17 protein-coding genes are annotated in these 20,245 nt (G+C 64.7%); 8 read left to right on the plus strand and 9 right to left on the minus strand.

Annotation, left to right across the window (positions count from 1 at the left end):
• The first annotated feature begins 44 nt into the window (after positions 1-44).
• Positions 45-2,099 carry a phenylacetic acid degradation bifunctional protein PaaZ gene (gene paaZ / locus NRG23_RS04600; protein ID WP_257373845.1) on the plus strand — a complete coding sequence of 685 codons (2,055 nt, stop codon included), beginning with the start codon at positions 45-47 and terminating at the stop codon, positions 2,097-2,099.
• A 138-nt stretch (positions 2,100-2,237) separates the two neighbouring features.
• Positions 2,238-3,740, plus strand: a complete 1,503-nt coding sequence (gene nhaB, locus NRG23_RS04605) for a sodium/proton antiporter NhaB (RefSeq protein ID WP_038632226.1) — start codon at positions 2,238-2,240, stop codon at positions 3,738-3,740.
• 153 nt (positions 3,741-3,893) lie between these two features.
• On the opposite strand, the gene NRG23_RS04610 is transcribed toward nhaB, so the two are convergent.
• Genes NRG23_RS04610 through gnd form a run of 3 tightly spaced genes read right to left on the minus strand, consistent with a single transcriptional unit; the run spans position 3,894 to position 7,209 of the window.
• Positions 3,894-4,715: an HAD family hydrolase gene (locus tag NRG23_RS04610; protein WP_257375128.1), complete on the minus strand. Its 822-nt coding sequence runs from the start codon at positions 4,713-4,715 to the stop codon at positions 3,894-3,896.
• Positions 4,712-6,232: a glucose-6-phosphate dehydrogenase gene (gene zwf / locus NRG23_RS04615; protein WP_041984033.1), complete on the minus strand. Its 1,521-nt coding sequence runs from the start codon at positions 6,230-6,232 to the stop codon at positions 4,712-4,714. The genes NRG23_RS04610 and zwf overlap by 4 nt, the downstream gene beginning before the upstream one ends.
• Positions 6,229-7,209, minus strand: coding sequence for a phosphogluconate dehydrogenase (NAD(+)-dependent, decarboxylating) (gene gnd, locus NRG23_RS04620; protein ID WP_009048862.1), 981 nt, complete (start codon positions 7,207-7,209; stop codon positions 6,229-6,231). Before gnd ends, zwf begins: the two co-directional genes overlap by 4 nt.
• A 278-nt stretch (positions 7,210-7,487) precedes the next feature.
• On the opposite strand from gnd, the gene NRG23_RS04625 reads away from it, so the two are divergent.
• The 6 genes from NRG23_RS04625 (at position 7,488) to NRG23_RS04650 (ending at position 15,227) form a co-directional block, all read left to right on the plus strand.
• The gene (locus NRG23_RS04625; RefSeq protein ID WP_007922719.1) at positions 7,488-7,661 is read left to right on the plus strand and encodes a DUF6026 family protein; all 174 of its coding nucleotides are present in this window, start codon (positions 7,488-7,490) and stop codon (positions 7,659-7,661) included.
• Between the two features lie 284 nt (positions 7,662-7,945).
• The gene (locus tag NRG23_RS04630) at positions 7,946-9,688 is read left to right on the plus strand and encodes a phosphoethanolamine transferase CptA (RefSeq protein ID WP_009048861.1); all 1,743 of its coding nucleotides are present in this window, start codon (positions 7,946-7,948) and stop codon (positions 9,686-9,688) included.
• 202 nt (positions 9,689-9,890) lie between these two features.
• Positions 9,891-12,137 carry a TonB-dependent siderophore receptor gene (locus tag NRG23_RS04635; RefSeq protein ID WP_257373847.1) on the plus strand — a complete coding sequence of 749 codons (2,247 nt, stop codon included), beginning with the start codon at positions 9,891-9,893 and terminating at the stop codon, positions 12,135-12,137.
• Positions 12,138-12,323: 186 nt separating this feature from the next.
• Positions 12,324-12,545 (plus strand): hypothetical protein, encoded by a 222-nt coding sequence (locus tag NRG23_RS04640; RefSeq protein WP_009048859.1) that lies wholly within the window; start codon positions 12,324-12,326, stop codon positions 12,543-12,545.
• A 592-nt stretch (positions 12,546-13,137) separates the two neighbouring features.
• The gene (locus NRG23_RS04645; protein ID WP_009048858.1) at positions 13,138-13,812 is read left to right on the plus strand and encodes a heavy metal response regulator transcription factor; all 675 of its coding nucleotides are present in this window, start codon (positions 13,138-13,140) and stop codon (positions 13,810-13,812) included.
• Positions 13,809-15,227 carry a heavy metal sensor histidine kinase gene (locus NRG23_RS04650; protein WP_198918819.1) on the plus strand — a complete coding sequence of 473 codons (1,419 nt, stop codon included), beginning with the start codon at positions 13,809-13,811 and terminating at the stop codon, positions 15,225-15,227. The genes NRG23_RS04645 and NRG23_RS04650 overlap by 4 nt, the downstream gene beginning before the upstream one ends.
• Before the next feature lie 25 nt (positions 15,228-15,252).
• Here the strand turns inward: NRG23_RS04650 and chrA are convergent, their stop codons facing one another.
• From chrA to NRG23_RS04680, 6 genes are all read right to left on the minus strand, one after another.
• Positions 15,253-16,455, minus strand: coding sequence for a chromate efflux transporter (chrA, locus tag NRG23_RS04655; RefSeq protein ID WP_103331874.1), 1,203 nt, complete (start codon positions 16,453-16,455; stop codon positions 15,253-15,255).
• Positions 16,456-16,476: 21 nt separating this feature from the next.
• A complete protein-coding gene (locus tag NRG23_RS04660) occupies positions 16,477-16,968 on the minus strand; it encodes a GNAT family N-acetyltransferase (RefSeq protein ID WP_009048855.1) in 492 nt (163 codons plus the stop codon).
• A gap of 94 nt (positions 16,969-17,062) precedes the next feature.
• Positions 17,063-17,668, minus strand: coding sequence for a DinB family protein (locus NRG23_RS04665; RefSeq protein ID WP_009048854.1), 606 nt, complete (start codon positions 17,666-17,668; stop codon positions 17,063-17,065).
• A gap of 32 nt (positions 17,669-17,700) precedes the next feature.
• Positions 17,701-18,813 carry a cell division protein ZapE gene (zapE, locus tag NRG23_RS04670; RefSeq protein ID WP_257373850.1) on the minus strand — a complete coding sequence of 371 codons (1,113 nt, stop codon included), beginning with the start codon at positions 18,811-18,813 and terminating at the stop codon, positions 17,701-17,703.
• A 281-nt stretch (positions 18,814-19,094) separates the two neighbouring features.
• Positions 19,095-19,436, minus strand: a complete 342-nt coding sequence (locus NRG23_RS04675; RefSeq protein WP_009043734.1) for a nuclear transport factor 2 family protein — start codon at positions 19,434-19,436, stop codon at positions 19,095-19,097.
• Positions 19,437-19,490: 54 nt separating this feature from the next.
• Complete coding sequence (locus NRG23_RS04680; RefSeq protein ID WP_009048852.1) at positions 19,491-20,207, minus strand: YafY family protein; 717 nt, start codon at positions 20,205-20,207, stop codon at positions 19,491-19,493.
• Positions 20,208-20,245: the final 38 nt, after the last annotated feature.

Genomic DNA, 20,245 nt, shown 5'->3' on the forward strand with positions numbered 1-20,245 from the left:
GTCGTTGGCCGCGCCGGCCTCATTCATCATCCGGAGGAATCGTGATGCCTCACGCCCCTACCCTGCAAAGCTTCATCGCCGGCCGCTGGATCGGCCAACACGGTGCCCAGGTGCTGCGCAGCGCCATCGACGGCCACGAACTGGCCCGCACCCACGAGGAGCGCCTGGATTTCGCCGAGGCGCTCGACCATGGCCGGCGCCAGGGCATCGCCTCCCTCATGGCCCTGGACTTCCAGCAGCGCGCCCAGCGGCTCAAGGCGCTGGCGCTGTACCTGAGCGAACGCAAGGAACAGCTGTACGCGATCTCCCACCACAGCGGCGCCACCCGCGCCGACAGCTGGATCGACATCGAGGGCGGCAACAGCACCCTGTTCACCTATGCCAGCCTGGGTTCGCGGGAACTGCCCTCGGGCAATATCGTCCACGAAGGCCCGGCGCTGCAGCTGAGCAAGCTCGGCAGCTTCGCCGGCACCCATATCCTGGTGCCCCGCGGTGGCCTGGCGGTGCATATCAACGCGTTCAACTTCCCGATCTGGGGCATGCTGGAAAAATTCGCCCCGAGCTTCCTCGCCGGCATGCCGTGCATCGTCAAGCCGGCCACCGCCACCAGCTACCTGACCGAAGCCGCGGTACGCCTGATGGATGAATCGGGGCTGTTGCCCGCCGGCAGCCTGCAACTGGTGATCGGCAGTACCGGCGACCTGCTGGACCGCCTGCAGGGCCAGGACGTGCTGACCTTCACCGGCTCGGCCGACACCGCGGCCAAGCTGCGGGCCAATCCGCAGCTGATTCGCAACTCGGTGCCGTTCAATGCCGAGGCCGACTCGCTGAACTGCGCGATCCTCGCCCCGGACGTGAGCCCGGACGACGAAGAGTTCGAGCTGTTCATCAAGGAAGTGGCCCGGGAAATGACCACCAAGGCCGGGCAGAAATGCACCGCCATTCGCCGCGCCATCGTGCCGGCCAGGCACATCGACACGGTCGCCAGCCGCCTGCGCGACAGGCTGGCCAAGGTGGTGGTCGGCGATCCGGCGGTGGAAGGCGTGCGCATGGGCGCGCTGGCCTCCCACGACCAGCAACGGGACGTGGCCGAACGCCTGGAAAGCCTGCTACAGAGCAGCGACCTGTTGTTCGGCGCCCGCGACGGCTTCGAGCCGCGCGGTACAAACACCAGCCAGGGCGCGTTCTTCGCCCCGACCCTGTTGCAGGCTCGCGACCCGCATGCCGAAGGCGGCGCCCACGATATCGAGGCCTTCGGCCCGGTCAGCACGCTGATGGCCTATGACGACCTCGACGAAGCCCTGGCCCTGGCCGCGCGAGGCAAAGGCAGCCTGGTGGCCAGCCTGGTGACCCGCGACCCACAGATCGCCGCCAAGGCCATCCCAGCGGCCGCGGCCTGGCACGGGCGCTTGCTGGTGCTGGACCGCGAATCCGCCGCCGAATCCACCGGCCATGGCTCGCCGCTGCCGCAACTCAAGCACGGCGGCCCGGGTCGCGCCGGCGGCGGTGAAGAGCTCGGTGGCCTGCGCGCGGTGAAGCACTACCTGCAACGGGCGGCGGTGCAAGGCTCGCCGAGCATGCTGGCGGCGGTCACCGGTGAATACGTGCGGGGCGCCAAGGTCATCGAGACCGAGGTGCATCCGTTCCGCCGGTTCTTCCAGGACCTGCAGATCGGCGAGTCGCTGCTGACCCACAGGCGCACGGTGACCGAGGCCGACTTGGTGAACTTCGGCTGCCTGTCCGGCGACCACTTCTATATGCACTTCGACGAGATCGCGGCCAAGGAGTCGCAGTTCGGCAAGCGCATCGCCCACGGTTATTTCGTGCTGTCGGCGGCAGCCGGGCTGTTCGTGTCCCCGGCGCCGGGCCCGGTGCTGGCCAACTACGGCCTGGATACCCTGCGCTTCATCAACCCGGTGGGCATCGGCGACACCATCCAGGCGCGCCTGACCTGCAAGCGCAAGATCGACCAGGGCAAGAAGAGCCCGCAAGGCATCCCCCAGGGCGTGGTGGCCTGGGACGTGGAGGTCAGCAACCAGTTGGGTGAGCTGGTGGCCAGCTACGACATCCTGACCCTGGTGGTCAAACGCGAAGACTGACCGACGCGGCCCGCAGGAGCTGGCTTATCGGCTCCTGCACGGGCCTCGGTGGCATTTGTGGCAAAAGATTTCAGAGTTTCTTGATCTTCACCGGTGCTTGCGGCAAGTTGCGCGCTTCGTCAATACAAGGAGCAGCCAATGTCCGGTTCACTGGCCCAGGCTTTCACCCACAACTTTCTCGGCCATTCACCGCGCTGGTACAAAGCCAGCATCCTCGCCTTCCTGCTGCTCAACCCCTTGCTGCTGTTCACGGTCGGACCGGTGGCGGCCGGCTGGATGCTGGTGGCCGAGTTCATCTTCGCCCTGGCCATGGCCCTCAAGTGCTACCCGCTGATGCCCGGCGGCCTGCTGGTGCTGGAAGCCGTGGCGCTGGGCATGACCACGCCCCAGGCGCTGTACGACGAACTGGTGCACAACTTCCCGGTGATCCTGCTGCTGATGTTCATGGTGGCCGGCATCTATTTCATGAAGGAACTGCTGCTGTTCCTGTTCTCCCGGCTGTTGCTGGGGGTGCGTTCCAAGGCGCTGCTGGGCCTGCTGTTCTGCTTTCTCTCGGCCTTCCTCTCGGCGTTTCTCGACGCGCTGACGGTCACCGCGGTGATCATCAGCGCCGCGGTGGGCTTCTATTCGGTGTATCACCGGGTGGCCTCCGGCAACGACCCGCGCCAGGACAGCGAATTCAACGACGACCAGCACCTGCCTCAGTTGCATCACCAGGACCTGGAACAGTTCCGCGCCTTCCTGCGCAGCCTGCTGATGCATGGCGCGGTGGGCACCGCCCTGGGTGGCGTCTGCACCCTGGTGGGCGAACCGCAGAACCTGCTGATCGGCCATGAAATGGGTTGGCACTTCGCCGACTTCTTCCTCAAGGTCGCCCCGGTGTCCCTGCCAGTGCTGGTGGCCGGGCTGGTGACCTGCGTGCTGCTGGAGAAACTGCGCTGGTTCGGCTACGGCACCCTGCTGCCGGACAACGTGCGCGCGGTGCTGGCCAACTACGCCGCCGAAGACAACGCCGAACGCACCGACCGGCAACGCGCGGCGCTGCTGGTACAGGGCGTGGCCGCGCTGATCCTGATTGCCGCGCTGGCCCTGCATATCGCCGAGGTCGGCCTGATCGGCCTGATGGTGATCGTGCTGATTACCGCCTTCACCGGCATCACCGACGAGCATCGCCTGGGCAACGCCTTCAAGGATGCGATGCCGTTCACCGCCCTGCTGGTGGTGTTTTTCGCGGTGGTGGCGGTGATTCACGACCAGCAGTTGTTCACCCCGCTGATCCAGTGGGTGCTGGCGCTGCCGGCGGGCCAGCAGCCGGGCATGCTGTTTATCGCCAACGGACTGTTGTCGGCCATCAGCGATAACGTGTTCGTCGCCACCATCTACATCACCGAAGTGAAGCAGGCCTTCGTTTCCGGGCAGATGAGCCGCGAGCACTTCGAGACCCTGGCGGTGGCGATCAACACCGGCACCAACCTGCCCAGCGTGGCCACGCCCAACGGCCAGGCGGCGTTCCTGTTCCTGCTGACCTCGGCGATCGCGCCGCTGGTGCGCCTGTCGTATGGACGCATGGTGTGGATGGCGCTGCCTTACACCCTGGTGATGGGTGTGCTGGGCTGGTATGCGGTGAGTTACTGGCTGTAAAGGACTGTAGCCGCTGCCGAGCCCGCGAGGCTGCGATCGGCAACGCAGTTGCCGCAAAACCTGCCTCCGCGATCTGCATGAATGAAGGCGTTCGCCGGGTTGCGACGGCTGCGCCGCCGATCGCAGCCTGCGGCAGCGGCTACAGGTTTTGCATTAGCGCGGCAGGATAAATCGTTCGATCGCTTCGGCGGCGCCATCGGCGACATTGCTGCCCGTCACCAGGTCGGCCTGGCGTTGTACCGCCGCTTCGGCCTGGCCCATGGCAATCGACAACCCGGCCTGCTGGAACATCGCCGGGTCGTTGCCACCATCCCCCAGCGCCGCGGTGCGCTCCAGCGGCACTCCGAGAAACTCCGCCAGGGTGATCAGCGCCTGCCCCTTGTTGGCCTGCAACGCCGTCACATCCAGGTACACCGGCTGCGAACGGGAGATTTGCGCCTGCCCGCCGACCTGCTCCAGCAAACGCGCCTCCAGCTCCACCAACAGCTCGGTGTCGGCACTGGCGGCGACTATCTTGTCGATGCGCGGCAGATAGTCATCGAAACACTCCACCACCACGGGCGGATAACCCAGGCCATGCTGCTCGCGCGGCACCATCGGCCCGTGGGGATTGCGCAGCAGCCATTCACCGTCGGCAAACACCCAGACCTCCACTTCCGGCTGCGGCGACAGCAGCGCCAGGACCGTGTTGGCGACCGCTACCGGCACAGGGTGGCGCACCAGGAAACTGCCATCGGGATTGACGATGGTGCCGCCATTGAACGCCGCGGTCGGCAGGTCGACGCCCAAGGCTTCGATCTGCTGCAACATGGCCCGCGGCGGCCGCCCGGTGGCCAGGCTGAAGTACACCCCGGCTTCGCGCAGCGCGCGTACCGCGGCGATGGTGCGCTGGCTCAGGCTGTGATCGGGCAGCAGCAAGGTGCCGTCCATATCACTGAGCAGGAACTGGATGGGATGCTGCCCCTCGCCCCTCATCCGAGGCTGTGCCATTCACGGCCGTCGCGGGTCAGCAACTCGTCGCCGGCCGCCGGTCCGTCTTCGCCGGCCCGGTAGATATGGACCTTGGCCTTTTCCTTCCAGGCATCGAGGAACGGCTGCACCGCACGCCAGCCGTTCTCGATGTTGTCGGCGCGCTGGAACAGGGTCTGGTCGCCGGTCAGGCAATCGTAGATCAGCGTCTCGTAGCCGGTGGAAGGCTGCATCTCGAAGAAGTTCTTGTAGGCGAAACCCAGCTCGATATTGGCCATCTCCAGGGTCGGCCCGGGCTTTTTCGCCAGCAGGTCGAACCACATGCCTTCATTGGGCTGGATCTGGATGCGCAGGTAGGTCGGCTGCAAGTGGTCGACCTCGGTATCGCGGAACTGCGCGTACGGCGCAGGCTTGAAGCAGATGGCGATCTCGGTGTCGCGCACGCTCATGCGCTTGCCGGTGCGCAGGTAGAACGGCACGCCGACCCAGCGCCAGTTGTCGATCATCACCTTGAGGGCGACGTAGGTTTCGGTGTTGCTGTCCGCGGCCACGTTGGCCTCTTCGCGGTAGCCGGCCACCGGCTTGTCGCCCGCCTTGCCCGCCACGTACTGGCCACGCACCGAGTTGGCCAGGGCATCTTCGGTGCTCCAGGGACGAATCGCCCCCACCACCTTGGCCTTTTCGCCGCGCACCGCATCGGCGCCAAAGGCGGCCGGCGGTTCCATGGCGACCATCGCCAGCAGCTGGAACAGGTGGTTGGGCACCATGTCGCGCAGGGCGCCGGTGTTTTCATAAAAGCTGCCACGGGTTTCCACCCCGACGGTTTCCGCCGCGGTGATCTGCACGTGGTCGATGTAATGGTTGTTCCAGAAAGCCTCGAACAGGCTGTTGGAGAAACGGCTGACCAGAATGTTCTGCACCGTCTCCTTGCCCAGGTAATGGTCGATCCGATAGATCTGCTTCTCGCTCATCACCTTGAGCAGGCATTCGTTGAGCGCTTGCGCCGTTTGCAGGTCGGAGCCGAACGGCTTTTCGACCACCACCCGGCGAAACGCATTGTCGCCTTCGACCAGCAACCCCGACGCGCCCAGGCGCTGCACCACTTCACTGAAGAAGCGCGGTGCGGTGGCCAGGTAGAACACCGCATTGCCGGTGCCGCTGGCGGCGATTTTCGCCGCCAGCGCGTCGTAGGTGCTGTCGTCCAGGAAGTCGCCCTGGACATAGCTGATGCCATTGGCCAGCTTGGCCCAGAGCGCCGGGTCCAGCGCTTGCGCGCCGTTGCCGACCTTGCCGGCGGCCTCGGTGCGAATGAAGTCCTCGAGCTTCTTGGCGAAGTCCACATCGCTGATCGCGTTGTGATCGACGCCGACAATCTTCAACCCCTCATCCAGCAAGCCGTCACGGTTGAGGTTGTACAGCGCCGGCATCAGCAGGCGCTTGACCAGGTCGCCATGGGCGCCGAACAGAAACAGTGTGGTGGGTGGAGCGGGTTGAGCCTTGGACTTCTTTCGCGAGGAGGTCATTTTTTCGGAGTCTCCACGTGGCCGCCGAAGCCGAAGCGCATGGCCGACAGCATCTTGTCGCCATAGGTGCTCTGCTGGCGGGAACGGAAACGGGCGAACAGCGAGCTCGACAGCACAGGAACCGGCACTGCCTGCTCGATGGCGGCTTCGATGGTCCAGCGACCTTCACCGCTGTCGGCCACTTCGCCGGAGAAACCGTCGAGTTGCGGATCGCTGGCCAGGGCATCGGCGGTCAGGTCCAGCAACCAGGACGAGACCACGCTGCCGCGGCGCCAGACTTCGGCGATATCGGCGACGTTGAGGTCGAAGCGCTGGTCTTCCGGCAGGCTTGGCGAGGCTTTGGTCTTGAGGATGTCGAAGCCCTCGGCGAAGGCCTGCATCATGCCGTACTCGATGCCGTTGTGGATCATCTTGACGAAGTGCCCGGCACCGGCGGGGCCGGCGTGGATGTAACCGCGCTCGGCGCGATCGTCTTCAGCCACCCGGTCCTTGGTCCGCGGGATGTCGCCCATGCCCGGTGCCAGCGCATCGAACAGCGGGTCCAGGCGGCGCACCACCTCGGCGTCGCCGCCGATCATCATGCAGTAGCCGCGCTCCAGGCCCCAGACGCCGCCGGAGGTGCCGACGTCGATGTAGTTCAGGCCCTTTTCCGCCAGCGCCTGGGCGCGACGAATGTCGTCCTTATAGTAGGTGTTGCCGCCATCGATGATCACGTCGCCCGGTTCGAGCAACTGGCTGAGGGTTTCGATGGTGTCTTCGGTGGGTGCGCCAGCCGGCAGCATGACCCAGACCGCGCGTGGCTTTTCCAGGCCAGCGACCAGGGCCGGCAGGTCGGCGACGCCCTTGGCGCCTTCGCCGCTCAGGGTGCTGACAAAAGCGCTGTTGCGGTCATAGACCACGGTTTCATGCCCATTGAGCATCAGGCGCCGCGCAATGTTCCCGCCCATGCGGCCCAGTCCGATAATCCCCAGTTGCATGTGCTGATGCTCCTTACTACTAAATTGTGTCAAAAGGTTATAGCCCAACGAGGCCAGTGAGGGTTAGTCCAGAGCGGCCGGACTAAGTTTCCTAAAGCAGTGTTTCCCAAGCAGTGAGTGGATAACGACGCGAATCGCCGCGAAGGCACAACGACCGCTGAAAATAAAAAAGTTCCCTTTGCCGGCAAAAGAAATCAAAATTGCCGCCGATAGTGTTTCAGGCCCCGAAATTCGAGCGGCCGGACCACAGTTGATGCACGCCATTTGCGAGGTGAGCAATGGGCACAGTACTACCGGCACGACCTGCACAAACCCTCTACGTCACTATCCGTCGTGACGAGTTGCGCGAACTGAAGAACGAGCGCGACCAGTTGAAGCAAGAGCTGGCGCAACTGCGCCTGGCATTGCAGAACCAGGGTCAGGTGGCTGCCGTCACCCAGCTCCACGCCTGAGGATCCGAGGAACCCGCCCGCCGTGGCCGGTCCTTGCAACAGGTTGTTAATGAAGCCGGCCGAGTCCTCGATGGATCGCCGGCTTCTTTTTGCCCGTCGCCTTTTACCCTACCCGCCTCCTGGCGACGGCATTATCTGACACGCAGGTACCAACTCACAAAGTTTTCACACCTTCTTATGGATACTCCGGCGCAATATTGCCGCCCCCACGGGCGCGGCGCGCGTTCGCCGAGGTAGTCGAAGCTTTCCGGCGAATGTCCTGTTCAATGAAGCTGGAGCGCTCGATGGCTGTGTTTAAACGCGACAAGACGTCCGCGAAAGGGTTTGACTGGGCGGGCCTGGGCTGGCTCTTCCTGTTCTTCTGGTACTTCTCCGGCATCACCCAGTTACTGATCCAGTTGACCGACACTTCCGGCTTCGCCGGTTTCCGCCAGGCGTTCATCATGAGCGCGATCTGGCTGGCGCCGATGCTGCTGTTCCCGGCCCGCACCCGCGCGATGGCCGCCGTCATAGGCGTGGTGCTCTGGGCCTGTTCCATGGCCAGCCTGGGTTACTTCTTCATTTATCAGCAGGAGTTCTCCCAGAGCGTCATCTTCATCATGTTCGAGTCGAACCCCTCCGAAGCCGGCGAGTACCTGACCCAGTACTTCGCCTGGTGGATGGTGCTGGCGTTCCTCGCCCATACCGCTTTCGCCATCTTCCTCTGGACCCGCCTGCGCCCGGTCTACCTGCCGCGCGGCCGCGCGCTGGTGGCGGCCATGGCAATCCTGATCGCCGTCATCGGCTACCCGCTGATCAAGCAGACCGCACGCACCGGCAGCTTCGCCGGCGGTCTGGAGAAATTCGAGACGCGCATCGAGCCCGCGGTGCCATGGCAGATGGTGGTGGCCTACCGGCGCTACCGCGAGCAGTTGGAAAACATGCAGGGCATGCTCGACAACGTGAGCAAGATCCCGCCGCTGCACAACCTCAAGGACAGCATGGCCAACCAGCCGTCGACCCTGGTCCTGGTGATCGGTGAGTCGACCAACCGCCAGCGCATGAGCCTCTACGGCTACCCGCGCCAGACCACGCCGGAGCTGGACAAGCTCAAGGACCAGCTGGCGATCTTCGACAACGTCATTACCCCGCGCCCCTACACCATCGAAGCCTTGCAGCAGGTACTGACCTTCGCCGACGAAGAAAACCCCGACCTGTACCTCAAGACCCCGTCCCTGGTCAGCGTGATGAAGCAGGCCGGCTACAAGACCTACTGGATCACCAACCAGCAGACCATGACCAAGCGCAACACCATGCTCACCACCTTCTCCGAGCAGGCGGACGAGCAGGTGTACCTGAACAACAACCGCAACCAGAACGCCCGCCAGTACGACGGCGACGTGCTGGAGCCGTTCTCCAAGGCGCTGGCCGACGGCGCGCCGCGCAAGTTCATCGTGGTCCACCTGCTGGGCACCCACATGAGCTACCAGTACCGCTACCCGCCGAGCTACGACAAGTTCACCGACCGCAACGGCGTGCCGGCCGGCGTGCGTGACGACCAGGTACCGACCTACAACAGCTACGACAACGCGGTGCTGTACAACGACTTCGTGGTCTCGAGCCTGATCAAGGACTACGCCAAGACCGACCCCAACGGCTTCCTGCTGTACCTGTCGGACCATGGCGAAGACGTGTTCGACTCCGCCGGCCACAACACCCTGGGCCGCAACGAAGGCAAGCCGACCGCGCCGATGTACACCATTCCCTTCATCGCCTGGGCCTCGCCGAAGTGGAAGCAGGACCATGACTGGAACTTCGCCGGCGACCTCGGCCGCCCCTACAGCAGCTCGCACCTGATCCACACCTGGGCCGACATGGCCGGCCTGAGCTCCGACGAGCTGGATCGCAGCAAGAGCCTGGTCAGCGACAGCTTCAAGCCGCGCCCGCTGCTGATCGGCAATCCTTATGAGCGCAACGAGAAAGCCCTGATCGACTTCAGCCTGATGAAGCCCAAGGCGCCGCCACCCACAGCGGTGGTACAAAAATAAGTGGCACAGAAATAAGCGATGCCAGAATAAGCCTTTTCCTACGGGGCTCACGCAGCCCCGTACTACCGGCCTTCAATGCCCCTTCATGGGGCATTGTTGTATCTAAAAGATAATAATTATTCTCGTTTAGCCTAAATACCCTTCCTCCTTTTCGTCTCAGTGCAAACGGATTTTTTCCCTCGACGACAAGGAGACGGCAGCGATGTTCGCGCCATTCACCCGTTCCATGACTTTGACATTCGGCCTGTGCGGCGCGGTTCTGAGCCCCGGGCTGCTGGCTGAAAACGAACCCGCGCAGAGTGCCGAGCCTGGAACCCAGGCCCTGGAGCTCGATGCCACCAGCGTCACCGCCCAGGGCCTGGGCGCGACCACGGAAAACAGCGGTTCCTACACCACCGGCAGCATGAGCACCGCCACGCGCCTGAACCTGTCGATCAAGGAAACCCCACAATCGGTGTCGGTGGTGACCCGCCAGCAGATGGACGATTTCAAACTCGATACCTTGTCCGAAGTGCTGGGGCAAACCACCGGGGTGGTGGTCCAGCACCTGGACTCCGACCGGGTGATCTATTCCTCCCGCGGCTACTCCATCAACAACTTCCAGATCGATGGCATGCTCAACACCTTCAACCGCATGAAGTCCGATTCGGACACCATCATCTACGACCGCATCGAGGTGGTCCGCGGCGCCACCGGCCTGACCACCGGCGCCGGCGACCCTTCGGCCACGGTCAACATGGTGCGCAAGCGGCCGACCCACGAATGGGCAGCCAAGGCCGGCGTCAGTGGCGGCAGCTACGACAACTACTACAGCTACGTCGATGTCGGCGGCCCCCTGGGGTTCGACGGTCGCCTGCGCGGGCGCACGGTGCTGGCCTATCGTGACAGCCAGTCGTTTCGCGACCACTACCAGCTGCAGCGGGAAGTCGGCTACGGCATTCTCGAGGCCGACCTGACCGACAGCACCACCCTGGCCGTGGGCTACGACTACCAGGACAAGCAGGTCCAGGGCACCTCCTGGGGCACCGTGCCCTACTGGAACGCCTCGGGCGGCAAGGCCAACCTGCCGCGCGCCACCAACATGGCGGCGCACTGGAGTTCCTGGCCGCTCAAGGACAAGACCGCCTTCGCCACCCTCGACCAGCGCCTGGGCCACGACTGGCACCTGAAAGCCGCCTACACCCACCGCGACAGCGACAGCGACGGCAAGGTCTATTACGGCGGCGCCGGTTTCCCGGAAGCCGACCGCTCGGGCATGACCGCCTGGGCCAGCCATATGATCGGCACGCAGAAAATGCGCGTGTACGACTTCAACCTGGCCGGCCCCTACAGCCTGCTGGGCCGCGAGCATGAGTTGATGCTGGGCTACGGCGAGGCCGAGCGCCGCGAGTCGTCGCCCTACACCGTCGACGGCCCGACACCGCCGGGCTACGCCAGCATCACCGACTGGAAATACATGGGCGGCATCGCCAAGTTTCCCGACACCGTGACCAACCTGCCCGGCTCCGGCGACAGCACCCGGCAAAAGGCCGGCTACCTGGCCACCCGCCTGAGCCTGAGCGACGACCTGCATGCGGTGCTCGGCAGCCGTTACGGCAGCTGGAGCGCCCACAGCCGCTCTCGCAGCTACGACGCCAACAACCAGTTGACCAGCCTCGAGGACCCCCGCCAGCAGCACAACGACATGTGGACGCCCTACGCCGGCCTGCTGTACGACCTCACCCCCGAATACACGGTGTATGTCAGCTACACCGACATCTTCAAGCCCCAGACCGAGCGCGACGCCAGCCGCAAATACCTCGAACCGATAGTCGGCAGCAACTACGAGCTGGGACTCAAGGGCAGCCTGCTGGAGGAACGCCTGAACCTGGCCACCGCGGTGTTCTGGAGCAAGCAGGACAACGTCGCCGAACTGGACAGTTCGGTGCCGCCGGACCCGGTCACCGGCGAGGAGTTCTACAAGTCGGGCGGCAAAGGCGGCAAGGTCCAGGGGTTCGAGGCCGAGGTCTCGGGGGAAATCCTCCCAGGCTGGAACCTCACCGCCGGCTACACCTACACCCACGCCCTGGACGGCGAAAAGCAGCGCGCCAACGGCGGCGAGCCGATGAACATGCTGCGCCTGTCCACGGCCTATCGCCTGCCGGGCCAGTGGCGGGCGCTGACCGTCGGCGGCAGCCTGAACTGGCAAAGCGAAATCTACGGCAGCAGCCGGCGGCCGGTGGGGCGCGACGGCGACGGGCGTATCGTCACCGAAAACACCCGCATCCATCAGCAGGCCTACAGCGTGGCCGGGCTGATGTCGCGCTACGAGTTCGACCCGCACCTGTCGGCCTCGCTCAACGTCACCAACCTGTTCGACAAGAAGTACTACGAACGGGTCGGCTTCTATAACGGCGTCTACTGGGGCGAACCGCGCACCATGACCCTGAGCCTGGACTGGAAGCTGTAACCCGCCCTTCTTCCTACACGGCCCATATCAGTGGGCCGTCAGTGCCTCTCATCCGGGATGACAGAATTGTCATCCCGCCTTCAGCGCCCTGTTAACCCCGCGTTAATAAGATCGCGCCATACTTCTATGACTGCTTCGTCACAGGGACGCGACGGAATTCCGATAACCGTCAATGGGACACCGCACATGAAAGCCTCCACACTCCTGCTCGCCGGTCTGATGATTGCCAGCTCGGGTGCAGCGTTCGCCGAAGGCGGCGCTGAACGCATGAAGCACTACTGGGACAACTTCCCCATCAGCCAGCAGATACCCCGCACCGATAGCGAACAGACATCCTCCGAGAGCGGGAAAAAACCCCAGGCACCCGTCGAGGATCCGAGCCGCACCCCTGCGCAACCGGACGCCTGAAACGCCCCGAGCTCTACTCCTCTCTAGCGATAATGCTCCTTTGGCAGAGAGGATCTTCCGGCGCCCTTTCACGGGCGCCTTTTTTATCGCCGTCGATATCAGCGACATGACCATGGGCTATCAACTTTCTGACGTCAAAATGACAATTACGCCATATAGGCAACCGTCACTGCCCGCTGTATTAACATAAGTTTCCGGCAAACTTTGACATATATTGAAACAGTAAATAACACATGATCAGTTTGTAGGAGCGAGCGGGCGGCGATCCGACTTGCCCGCGATGAACTTGAGAGCACCGCGTACTCCAGTCAATACGCAGTATCGTTAACGATCATCGCGAGCAAGCTTCGCTCCTACAATGAATCACCTCACTTGGGGTAGTCAGCGACCGACTGTCGAGAACAAGCACAAGCCATTGATATCAGGCACTTTAAATCTTGACCCTAAAGCCACTTCAGGCTTGAGCATTCCCCTACCCGAAGGCTGAGGCTATTTATCAGCAGCAACTTCGCGGGTTTTTATGGCTGGTCCAACAACAACTTCATATCCAGCGCCATTGAATTCTTTTTAATGATCAAGAGGTCACTTCTCCATGCGCATTCTGGTTGTCGAAGACGAGCGTAAAACTGCCGATTACTTGCATCAGGGGCTGACCGAAAGCGGTTATGTGGTCGACCGCGCCGCCACCGGCGTCGACGGGCTTTACCTGATCGAACAGCAAAACTACGAACTGGTGATTCTGGACGTCAATCTGCCGGAAAAGGACGGCTGGCAGGTGCTGGAAGACATGCGCAAGGACAGCAGCACCCGGGTGATGATGCTCTCGGCGCGCGGGCGCCTGGCCGACAAGGTCAAGGGACTGGACCTGGGGGCCGACGATTACCTGGTCAAGCCATTCGAGTTCCCCGAACTGCTGGCGCGGGTGCGCACCCTGCTGCGGCGCAGCGAGAACCTGCCGGCGACCGACACCCTGCGGGTCGCCGACCTCGAGCTCGACCCGCGCCGGCACCGGGCCTATCGCGGTTCGCGGCGCATCGACCTGACCACCAAGGAATTCACCCTGTTGCAGGTGCTGATGCGCCAGTCGGGCGAGGTGCTGACCCGGACCCAGATCATTTCCCTGGTCTGGGACATGAACTTCGACTGCGACACCAACGTGGTGGAGGTCTCCATCAGCCGCCTGCGGGCGAAGATCGACGATGCCAGCGATATCAAGCTGATCCACACCATCCGTGGTGTCGGCTATGTCCTGGAAGTGCGCCAATGAAAGCCGCGCAACGCACCGCCAGCAGCCTGTCCATGCGCCTGGGCCTGACCGTCAGCCTGATGGGCGCCGGCCTGGTTTTGCTGCTCGCGACCCTGGCCTACCTGGCCCTCAGCCATGAACTGGGCAGCCTGGCGCGGGAAAGCCTGGACAGCAAGCTCGAACAGATCCGCCACACCCTGACCAGCGACCTGAAGACCGGCGATATCGCCGCCCGCCCGCATTCGCTGCTGGACCTGGTAATGGGCCACGACAACCTGCACCTGAGCATTTTCGGCACCGAGCCCCAGGCCGAAGCGCTGCTGAACATCGGCAATCGCAACCTGGGTCCGCTGCCCGAAGCCCTGACCCAGCCGGAAAGCCCGGCGTTCCTCGACTGGCTCGACAGCGCCGGCAACCGGTTGCTCAGCGCCTCCAGCCTGATAACCCTGCGCAATGGCGAACAGGTGCGGGTGGTGCTGTCCCTGGACCGGGCCAACGACCAGGCGCTGCTCAGTGCCTACCTGCGTTCCACGGTGATCGCCCTGCCCCTGCTGCTGATGCTGATCGGCATCGGCGCCTGGTGGGTGGTGCAGCGTGGCCTGGCGCCGTTGCAGCAGTTCAGCCGGGTCGCCGCCAAGGTCACCACCCAGGACCTGACCCATCGCCTGTCGCCGGACAACCTGCCACGGGAGCTGGCCGAGCTGGCCCACAGCATCAATTTCATGCTGCACCGGCTCGACGGCGGCGTGCAGCAACTCTCACAATTCTCCGACGACCTGGCCCACGAGCTGCGCTCGCCCATCACCAACCTGATGGGCAAGGCCCAGGTCACCCTGTCCCGGGAGCGCCCGCCCCATGAGTACAAGGCGGTGCTGGAATCAAGCACCGAAGAGCTGGAGCGCCTGACCCGGATCGTCAGCGACATGCTGTTCCTCGCCCAGGTCAGCCACCCGGCCTCCCAGGTGGCGTTCGAAGAAATCTCCCTGGGCGATGAAGCGCGGCGGGTCATGGAACTGTTCGCCCTGAGCGCCGAGGAAAAACACCTGGGCATCAGCCTGTCCGGCGATGGCCTGGTGTACGGCGACCGCCTGATGATCCAGCGGGCAATCTCCAACCTGCTGTCCAACGCCATCCGCCACAGCCCCCGGGCGTCGAGCATTTCGATCCTGGTGGAGGAACACGATTCGAGCGTGTCGCTGTCGGTGGGCAACCCCGGCGCCGGCATCCCGGAGCAGCACCTGGAGCACCTGTTCGAGCGCTTCTACCGGGTCGACAGCAGCCGCTCGCGCGCCGAAGGCGGTACGGGACTGGGCTTGGCGATCGTGCGCTCGATCATGAACCTGCATCAGGGGCGGACCGAGGTCAGCAGCGTACCGGGCAGCTTTACCTTGTTCCGCCTGGTGTTTGCCCGGCTCAATCATCCGCCGCGGGCGTAATGCTCCCGATTGCAGGAGTGTGGCGTCAGGCCCCCAGCAGCAGGCCGACGGCGCCACCGGCGAGCACCACCAGCCAGGGTGGCAGCTTCCAGCGCATCAGCGCGGCCAGGGCCAGCAGCGCCAGCCCCAGGTCCAGCGGCTTGAGGATGGTGCTGGCCCACAGCGGGTCGTACAGCGCCGCCGCCAGCAGGCCGACCACCGCCGCGTTGACTCCGGCCAGCGCGGCCTGGACCCGGCCCAGGTGGCGCAGGTTCTGCCAGAACGGCAGGACACCGACGATCAGCAGCATGGCCGGCAGGAAAATCATGACCAGGCACAGCAGCGCGCCGCTCCAGCCGTCGATGGCCGCGCCGAGAAAGGCCGAGAAAGAAAACAAGGGCCCCGGCACCGCCTGGGCGGCGGCATAACCGGCGAGGAACAGATCGTTGCTCAGCAGGCCCGGGGCGACCACCTCGCTCTGCAGCAACGGCAGCACCACATGACCGCCACCGAACACCAGCGCGCCGGCGCGATAGAAACCGTCGGCCAGCACCAGCGGCAGGCTGGGCCAGAACCCGGCCAGCAACGGCAAGCCGGCCAGCAACAGGGCAAACAACGCCAGGGCCAGGTAGCCCGTGCGCTTGCCGACTGCGATTGCCAGGCCGTCTTCGCGGTCGTTGAAGGTCGGCTGGAGCAGACCCGCGCCGACCATGCCCGCCAGCAACATGACGCAGACCTGGCCGAGGGTGCTCGGCCAGAGCAGCACACTGGCCGCCGAGGCCAGCGTGATCAGCATCCGCAGCGGCCCGCGGCACAAGGCACGGGCCATGCCCCACAACGCCTGGGCCACCACCGCCACTGCGACTATCTTCAGGCCATGCACCAGCCCACCGGGCAGCCCCGTGCCGCTGCCGGTCAGGCCCATGGCCAGGGCAATCAGGATCAGCGCCGACGGCAAGGTGAAACCCAGCCAGGCGCTCAGTGCACCGGCCAGCCCCGCCCGCGACCAACCGAGGGCAAAGCCCACCTGGCTGCTGGCCGGCCCTGGGAGGAACTGGCACAGGGCGATCAGTTCGGCATAGGCCGCCTCGCTCAGCCAGGCGCGGCGCTGGACGAACTCGGTACGAAAATACCCCAGGTGCGCCACTGGCCCGCCGAAGGAACCCAGCCCCAGCCGCAGGAACACCAGGAACACCGCCCAGGCGCTGTCACGGCGGGTCACGGTGGCATCCTGGGGGCGTGAATTCATCGGCCGGCGGGCTCCAGGGGCTTACAGGGTCTTGTTCCAGAACAGCATCCGGCCATGGCTCGGGTCGAGCATCGCATCGTCGAAGCCGAACTTGCGGTAGGACGCCTGGGCCACCGCGTTGCCCTCCAGCACTTCCAGGGTGATCTTGCAGCAGCCGCGCTGGCGGGCGATCTCCTCGACCTTCTGCAGCATCTTCTGGCTCAGGCCCAGGCCGCGGAATTTATCGATCACCGACACGTCGTGCACATTGACCAGCGGCCGGCCGGCAAAGGTGGAAAAGCCCTCGAAGCAATTCACCAGCCCGGCCGGTTCGCCTCCGACAAAGGCCAGCACGCTGAAAGCATGGGGGCGCTTGGCCAGTTCGCCGGGCAACTGCCGCAACAGATCGGCGTCCAGCGGCTGGCCGCCGCCCATCGGGTCCTGGGCATAGTGATTGAGCACCAGGGCGATTGCCTCGGCGTGTACCGGATTGGTGTAGCTGGCCTGGAGTACCAATACGTCTGCAACGTCCATGTCTGTCCTCAACAGTGATTGATCCGGGCGGGTCCCCGGGAGAGCGATTGTAAACACCGGCACATGACCAAACGAGCGGCTAGCGCGTCAAGCGCTACCGTTCTTTGTCCTCGACCGCCTCCGCGCCCCAGATCTGCGCTTCGCTCCAGCCCAGCTCGGCAAAATCCTCGGCGCGCAGGGCCGCCTCGCCCGCACAGAAAAACTCGTCCAGCTGCGGCGGCGCCACCCGGGTGCCGCTGAGCATGGCATGCACCTGGCCACGGTGATGCAACTGGTGCTCGAACAGGTGCGAAAGCATGCGCAGCCGGGTATCGCGCTGCGGCTTTTCCCGGGCGATGGTGACGATCCGCGCAAGGTCCACATCCCGTTGCTGCTCGCAATAGGCGATCAGCCGGCGGTCCACCAGCGCCTGTTCGCGCCGCAGGTCGGCGGCCTGGTCGAAAGGCTCCTCAATCTCGAAAAACACATAGCAGTCGGCCCGTGGCGCCTCGCCGCGCAGCTCCCGCTCCAGCGCGTCGACGTAGAACCAGTCGCAGGTGAGGATGTGGTTGAGGGTGGCTTTCAGGCTGGGAAAGAAGCTCACCCGCGGCGCCGCCAGCTCGCTCGGGGTGAGTATTTCCCAGGCCTTGCCCAGGCGGTGATTGGCCCAGGCGTTCTGGTAAGCCATGGTCAGCAGATGATGGGACAGGGGCTGGTTCACGGTCAGGTCTCCCTTGTGATGATCAGGCGTGTTCAGCCGAAACGCTGCAGCTGCATCTCCTTCAGACGACTGAGGGTACGGCGGAATGGAAACTCCAGGTAGCCCTCGGTGTACAAGGCCTCCATCGGTACTCGCGCTTCGAGGTACAGCGGCACCTTGCGGTCGTAGCACTCGTCCACCAGGGCGATGAACCGCCGCACGCTGTCATCGTGGATCGACAACTGCGGCAGCTCGCGATCGCCGGCCACCACTCGCTCGGCGCCGTCCTCGGTGCCCCGGGCAATCCGTCCCGGGCGCTGTTGCGCGCTGAGCTCGGGCACTTCGCTGAGCAGGATCGCGCTGAAACGGTCGCACAGGGCCATGAAGTCCATGGCGGCGAACGGCTGCTCGCACAGGTCGGCGAAACGACACCAGAGCACCCGCTCGCTGGCCTTGATCACCTGGACCTCGCGGTAGCCCACCGGCAGTACCGCACTGGACGCCGCCTGCCCCGCCGCCAGCTGTTCGAACACCGGGCCCAGGGCACTCGGTTGGCCGGCCGGGGTCAGCCAATAACGCTGGGTCAGCGCCCCCGGGTGCAGGCGATGGTCCTGGGCGCCGTCCACCGCCACCACCTGCAGATGCGCCTCGATCGCCGAGATTGCCGGCAGGAACCGCTCGCGGTTGAAACCGTCGGCATACAGCTGTTGCGGCGGCTGGTTGGAGGTGCAGACCATCACCACGCCCTGTTCGAACATCACCTGGAACAGGCGCCCGAGAATGATCGCGTCGCCGATGTCGTTGACGAACAGTTCGTCGAAACACAACACCCGCACCTCTTCGCTCAGCTCGCGGGCCAGGGCTTGCAGCGGGTCGGCGGTGCCGGTCAGCTGGAATGAGCGCTGGTGGACCCAGCCCATGAAATGGTGGAAGTGCTGACGTCGCGCCGGCACCTCGAGGCTTTGATAGAACTGGTCCATCAGCCAGGTCTTGCCCCGGCCCACGGGGCCCCACAGATAGACCCCGGTGATCGACTTGCGCCCTTCATGCAGGGCGACATGGCACTGCTGCAGGGCCAGCATCGCCCGCTCCTGGGCCTCGTCGGCGACAAAACCGCGCTCCTGGAGGGCGTACTGATAGGCGCTGAGGGGAGAATCGAAAGGCATGGGGTCCACGCATCCGCAAATGGGCCGCGCAGTATGCCATGCCTCGCCTGGCGACCGCTGCGTCGGGATGCCGCCCAGGTCGATCGCAGCCTCGCTGTCGCTCCGCAGCGGCTACAAGGAGCACGGCGCCTATGTAGCCGCTGCCGAGCAGCGCGAGGCTGCGATCGGCAACGCAGTTGCCGCAAAACCCGGGCACGCGGTGTGTCAGGCAGAACGCGCACGGCAACTGCTTTGCCGATCGCAGGCTTCGCCAGCGGCTACAGCGAGCGCGGGCGCGACGGCTACAGCGAGATATCCAGCCGGGCGATCTTGCCCTGCTCGTCGAGGCGGAACACGTAGCGCAATTCCAGCGGGCTGCCGGGGAAGCTGCCGGAAATCAGGTTGTCCACCAGCACCTTGCCGGTGCGCTGCTGGACCTTGAGCACCTCGAGCCGTGGCTGGTAACGGCGGGCGGTGTCCTCCATCCATTGGGCGATGGCGCGGGTGCCGGCCTGATGCTGGCCCTCATCGAACACCTGGGCGTCTTCGGCGAAGAAACTGGCGACCGCCGAACTGTCACGACCATTGGTGGCTGCGAGGTAGGCGGCGATGGCCGGTGCGAGAGAAGTGGCTGTGCTGGACATGGTACTGCGGCTCCTTGTTTATCGTTGCTGGAGCCATGCTAAAACGCCGTCGCGTCAGTTCTTGTCAGGAGTGAAACGCCCGGCATCGTCCAGTTGCATGCGCTGGCGCCAGGTGCGCAACAGGTCGCTGCGGCGCCCCGGATATCGCTGGCCCTGCTCGCTCGCGGCGGCGATCCGGTCGGTGCGAAAGGTGCGGAAATCGTCGCGCAGCTCACACCAGGCGACTATCACCCGCGCCTCGTTCATGAAGCCCAGGGCCAGCGGCCAGATCAGGCGCTGGCTGGGGGTCTTGTTCACATCGGCGTAATCGATGTGCAGCTTGGCCTGCTCGCGGATCGCCTGGCGAAACACGTTCAGCGGCACCACGTTTTCCGGGTAGCAATAAGCCGGCGGGCCGGGCAGCACCGTCGGGTTGTGCAAGGCTTCCTGGGCCGCCGGGGCCAGCACCGCGGCGATCTTCGCCAGGGCATCGGCGGCGGCCTTGCCCAGCACCTCGTCGCCACGCTGGTCGACATAACGCAGGCCGAGGACGATGGCTTCGGTCTCGTCGGCGTTGAGCATCAGCGGCGGCAGGAACAGGCCGCTGCGCAGCACATAGCCGATCCCCGCCTCGCCATGGATCGGCGCGCCCAGGGCCGTCAGCTCGGCGATATCGCGGTACAGGGTGCGCTCGGACACCTCCAGCTCGGCCGCCAGCGCCGCGGCGGTCACCGGGCAGCGCTTGCCGCGCAGCACTTGCAACAGGGTCAACAAACGAGTGGTGCGCGACACGTCATCAGGCTCGGCAGGGAAGGATCGGCGCAGCTTAA

Source organism: Pseudomonas sp. T8, assembly GCF_024610635.1.
GTDB classification, from domain to species: Bacteria; Pseudomonadota; Gammaproteobacteria; order Pseudomonadales; family Pseudomonadaceae; genus Aquipseudomonas; species Aquipseudomonas chlororaphis_I.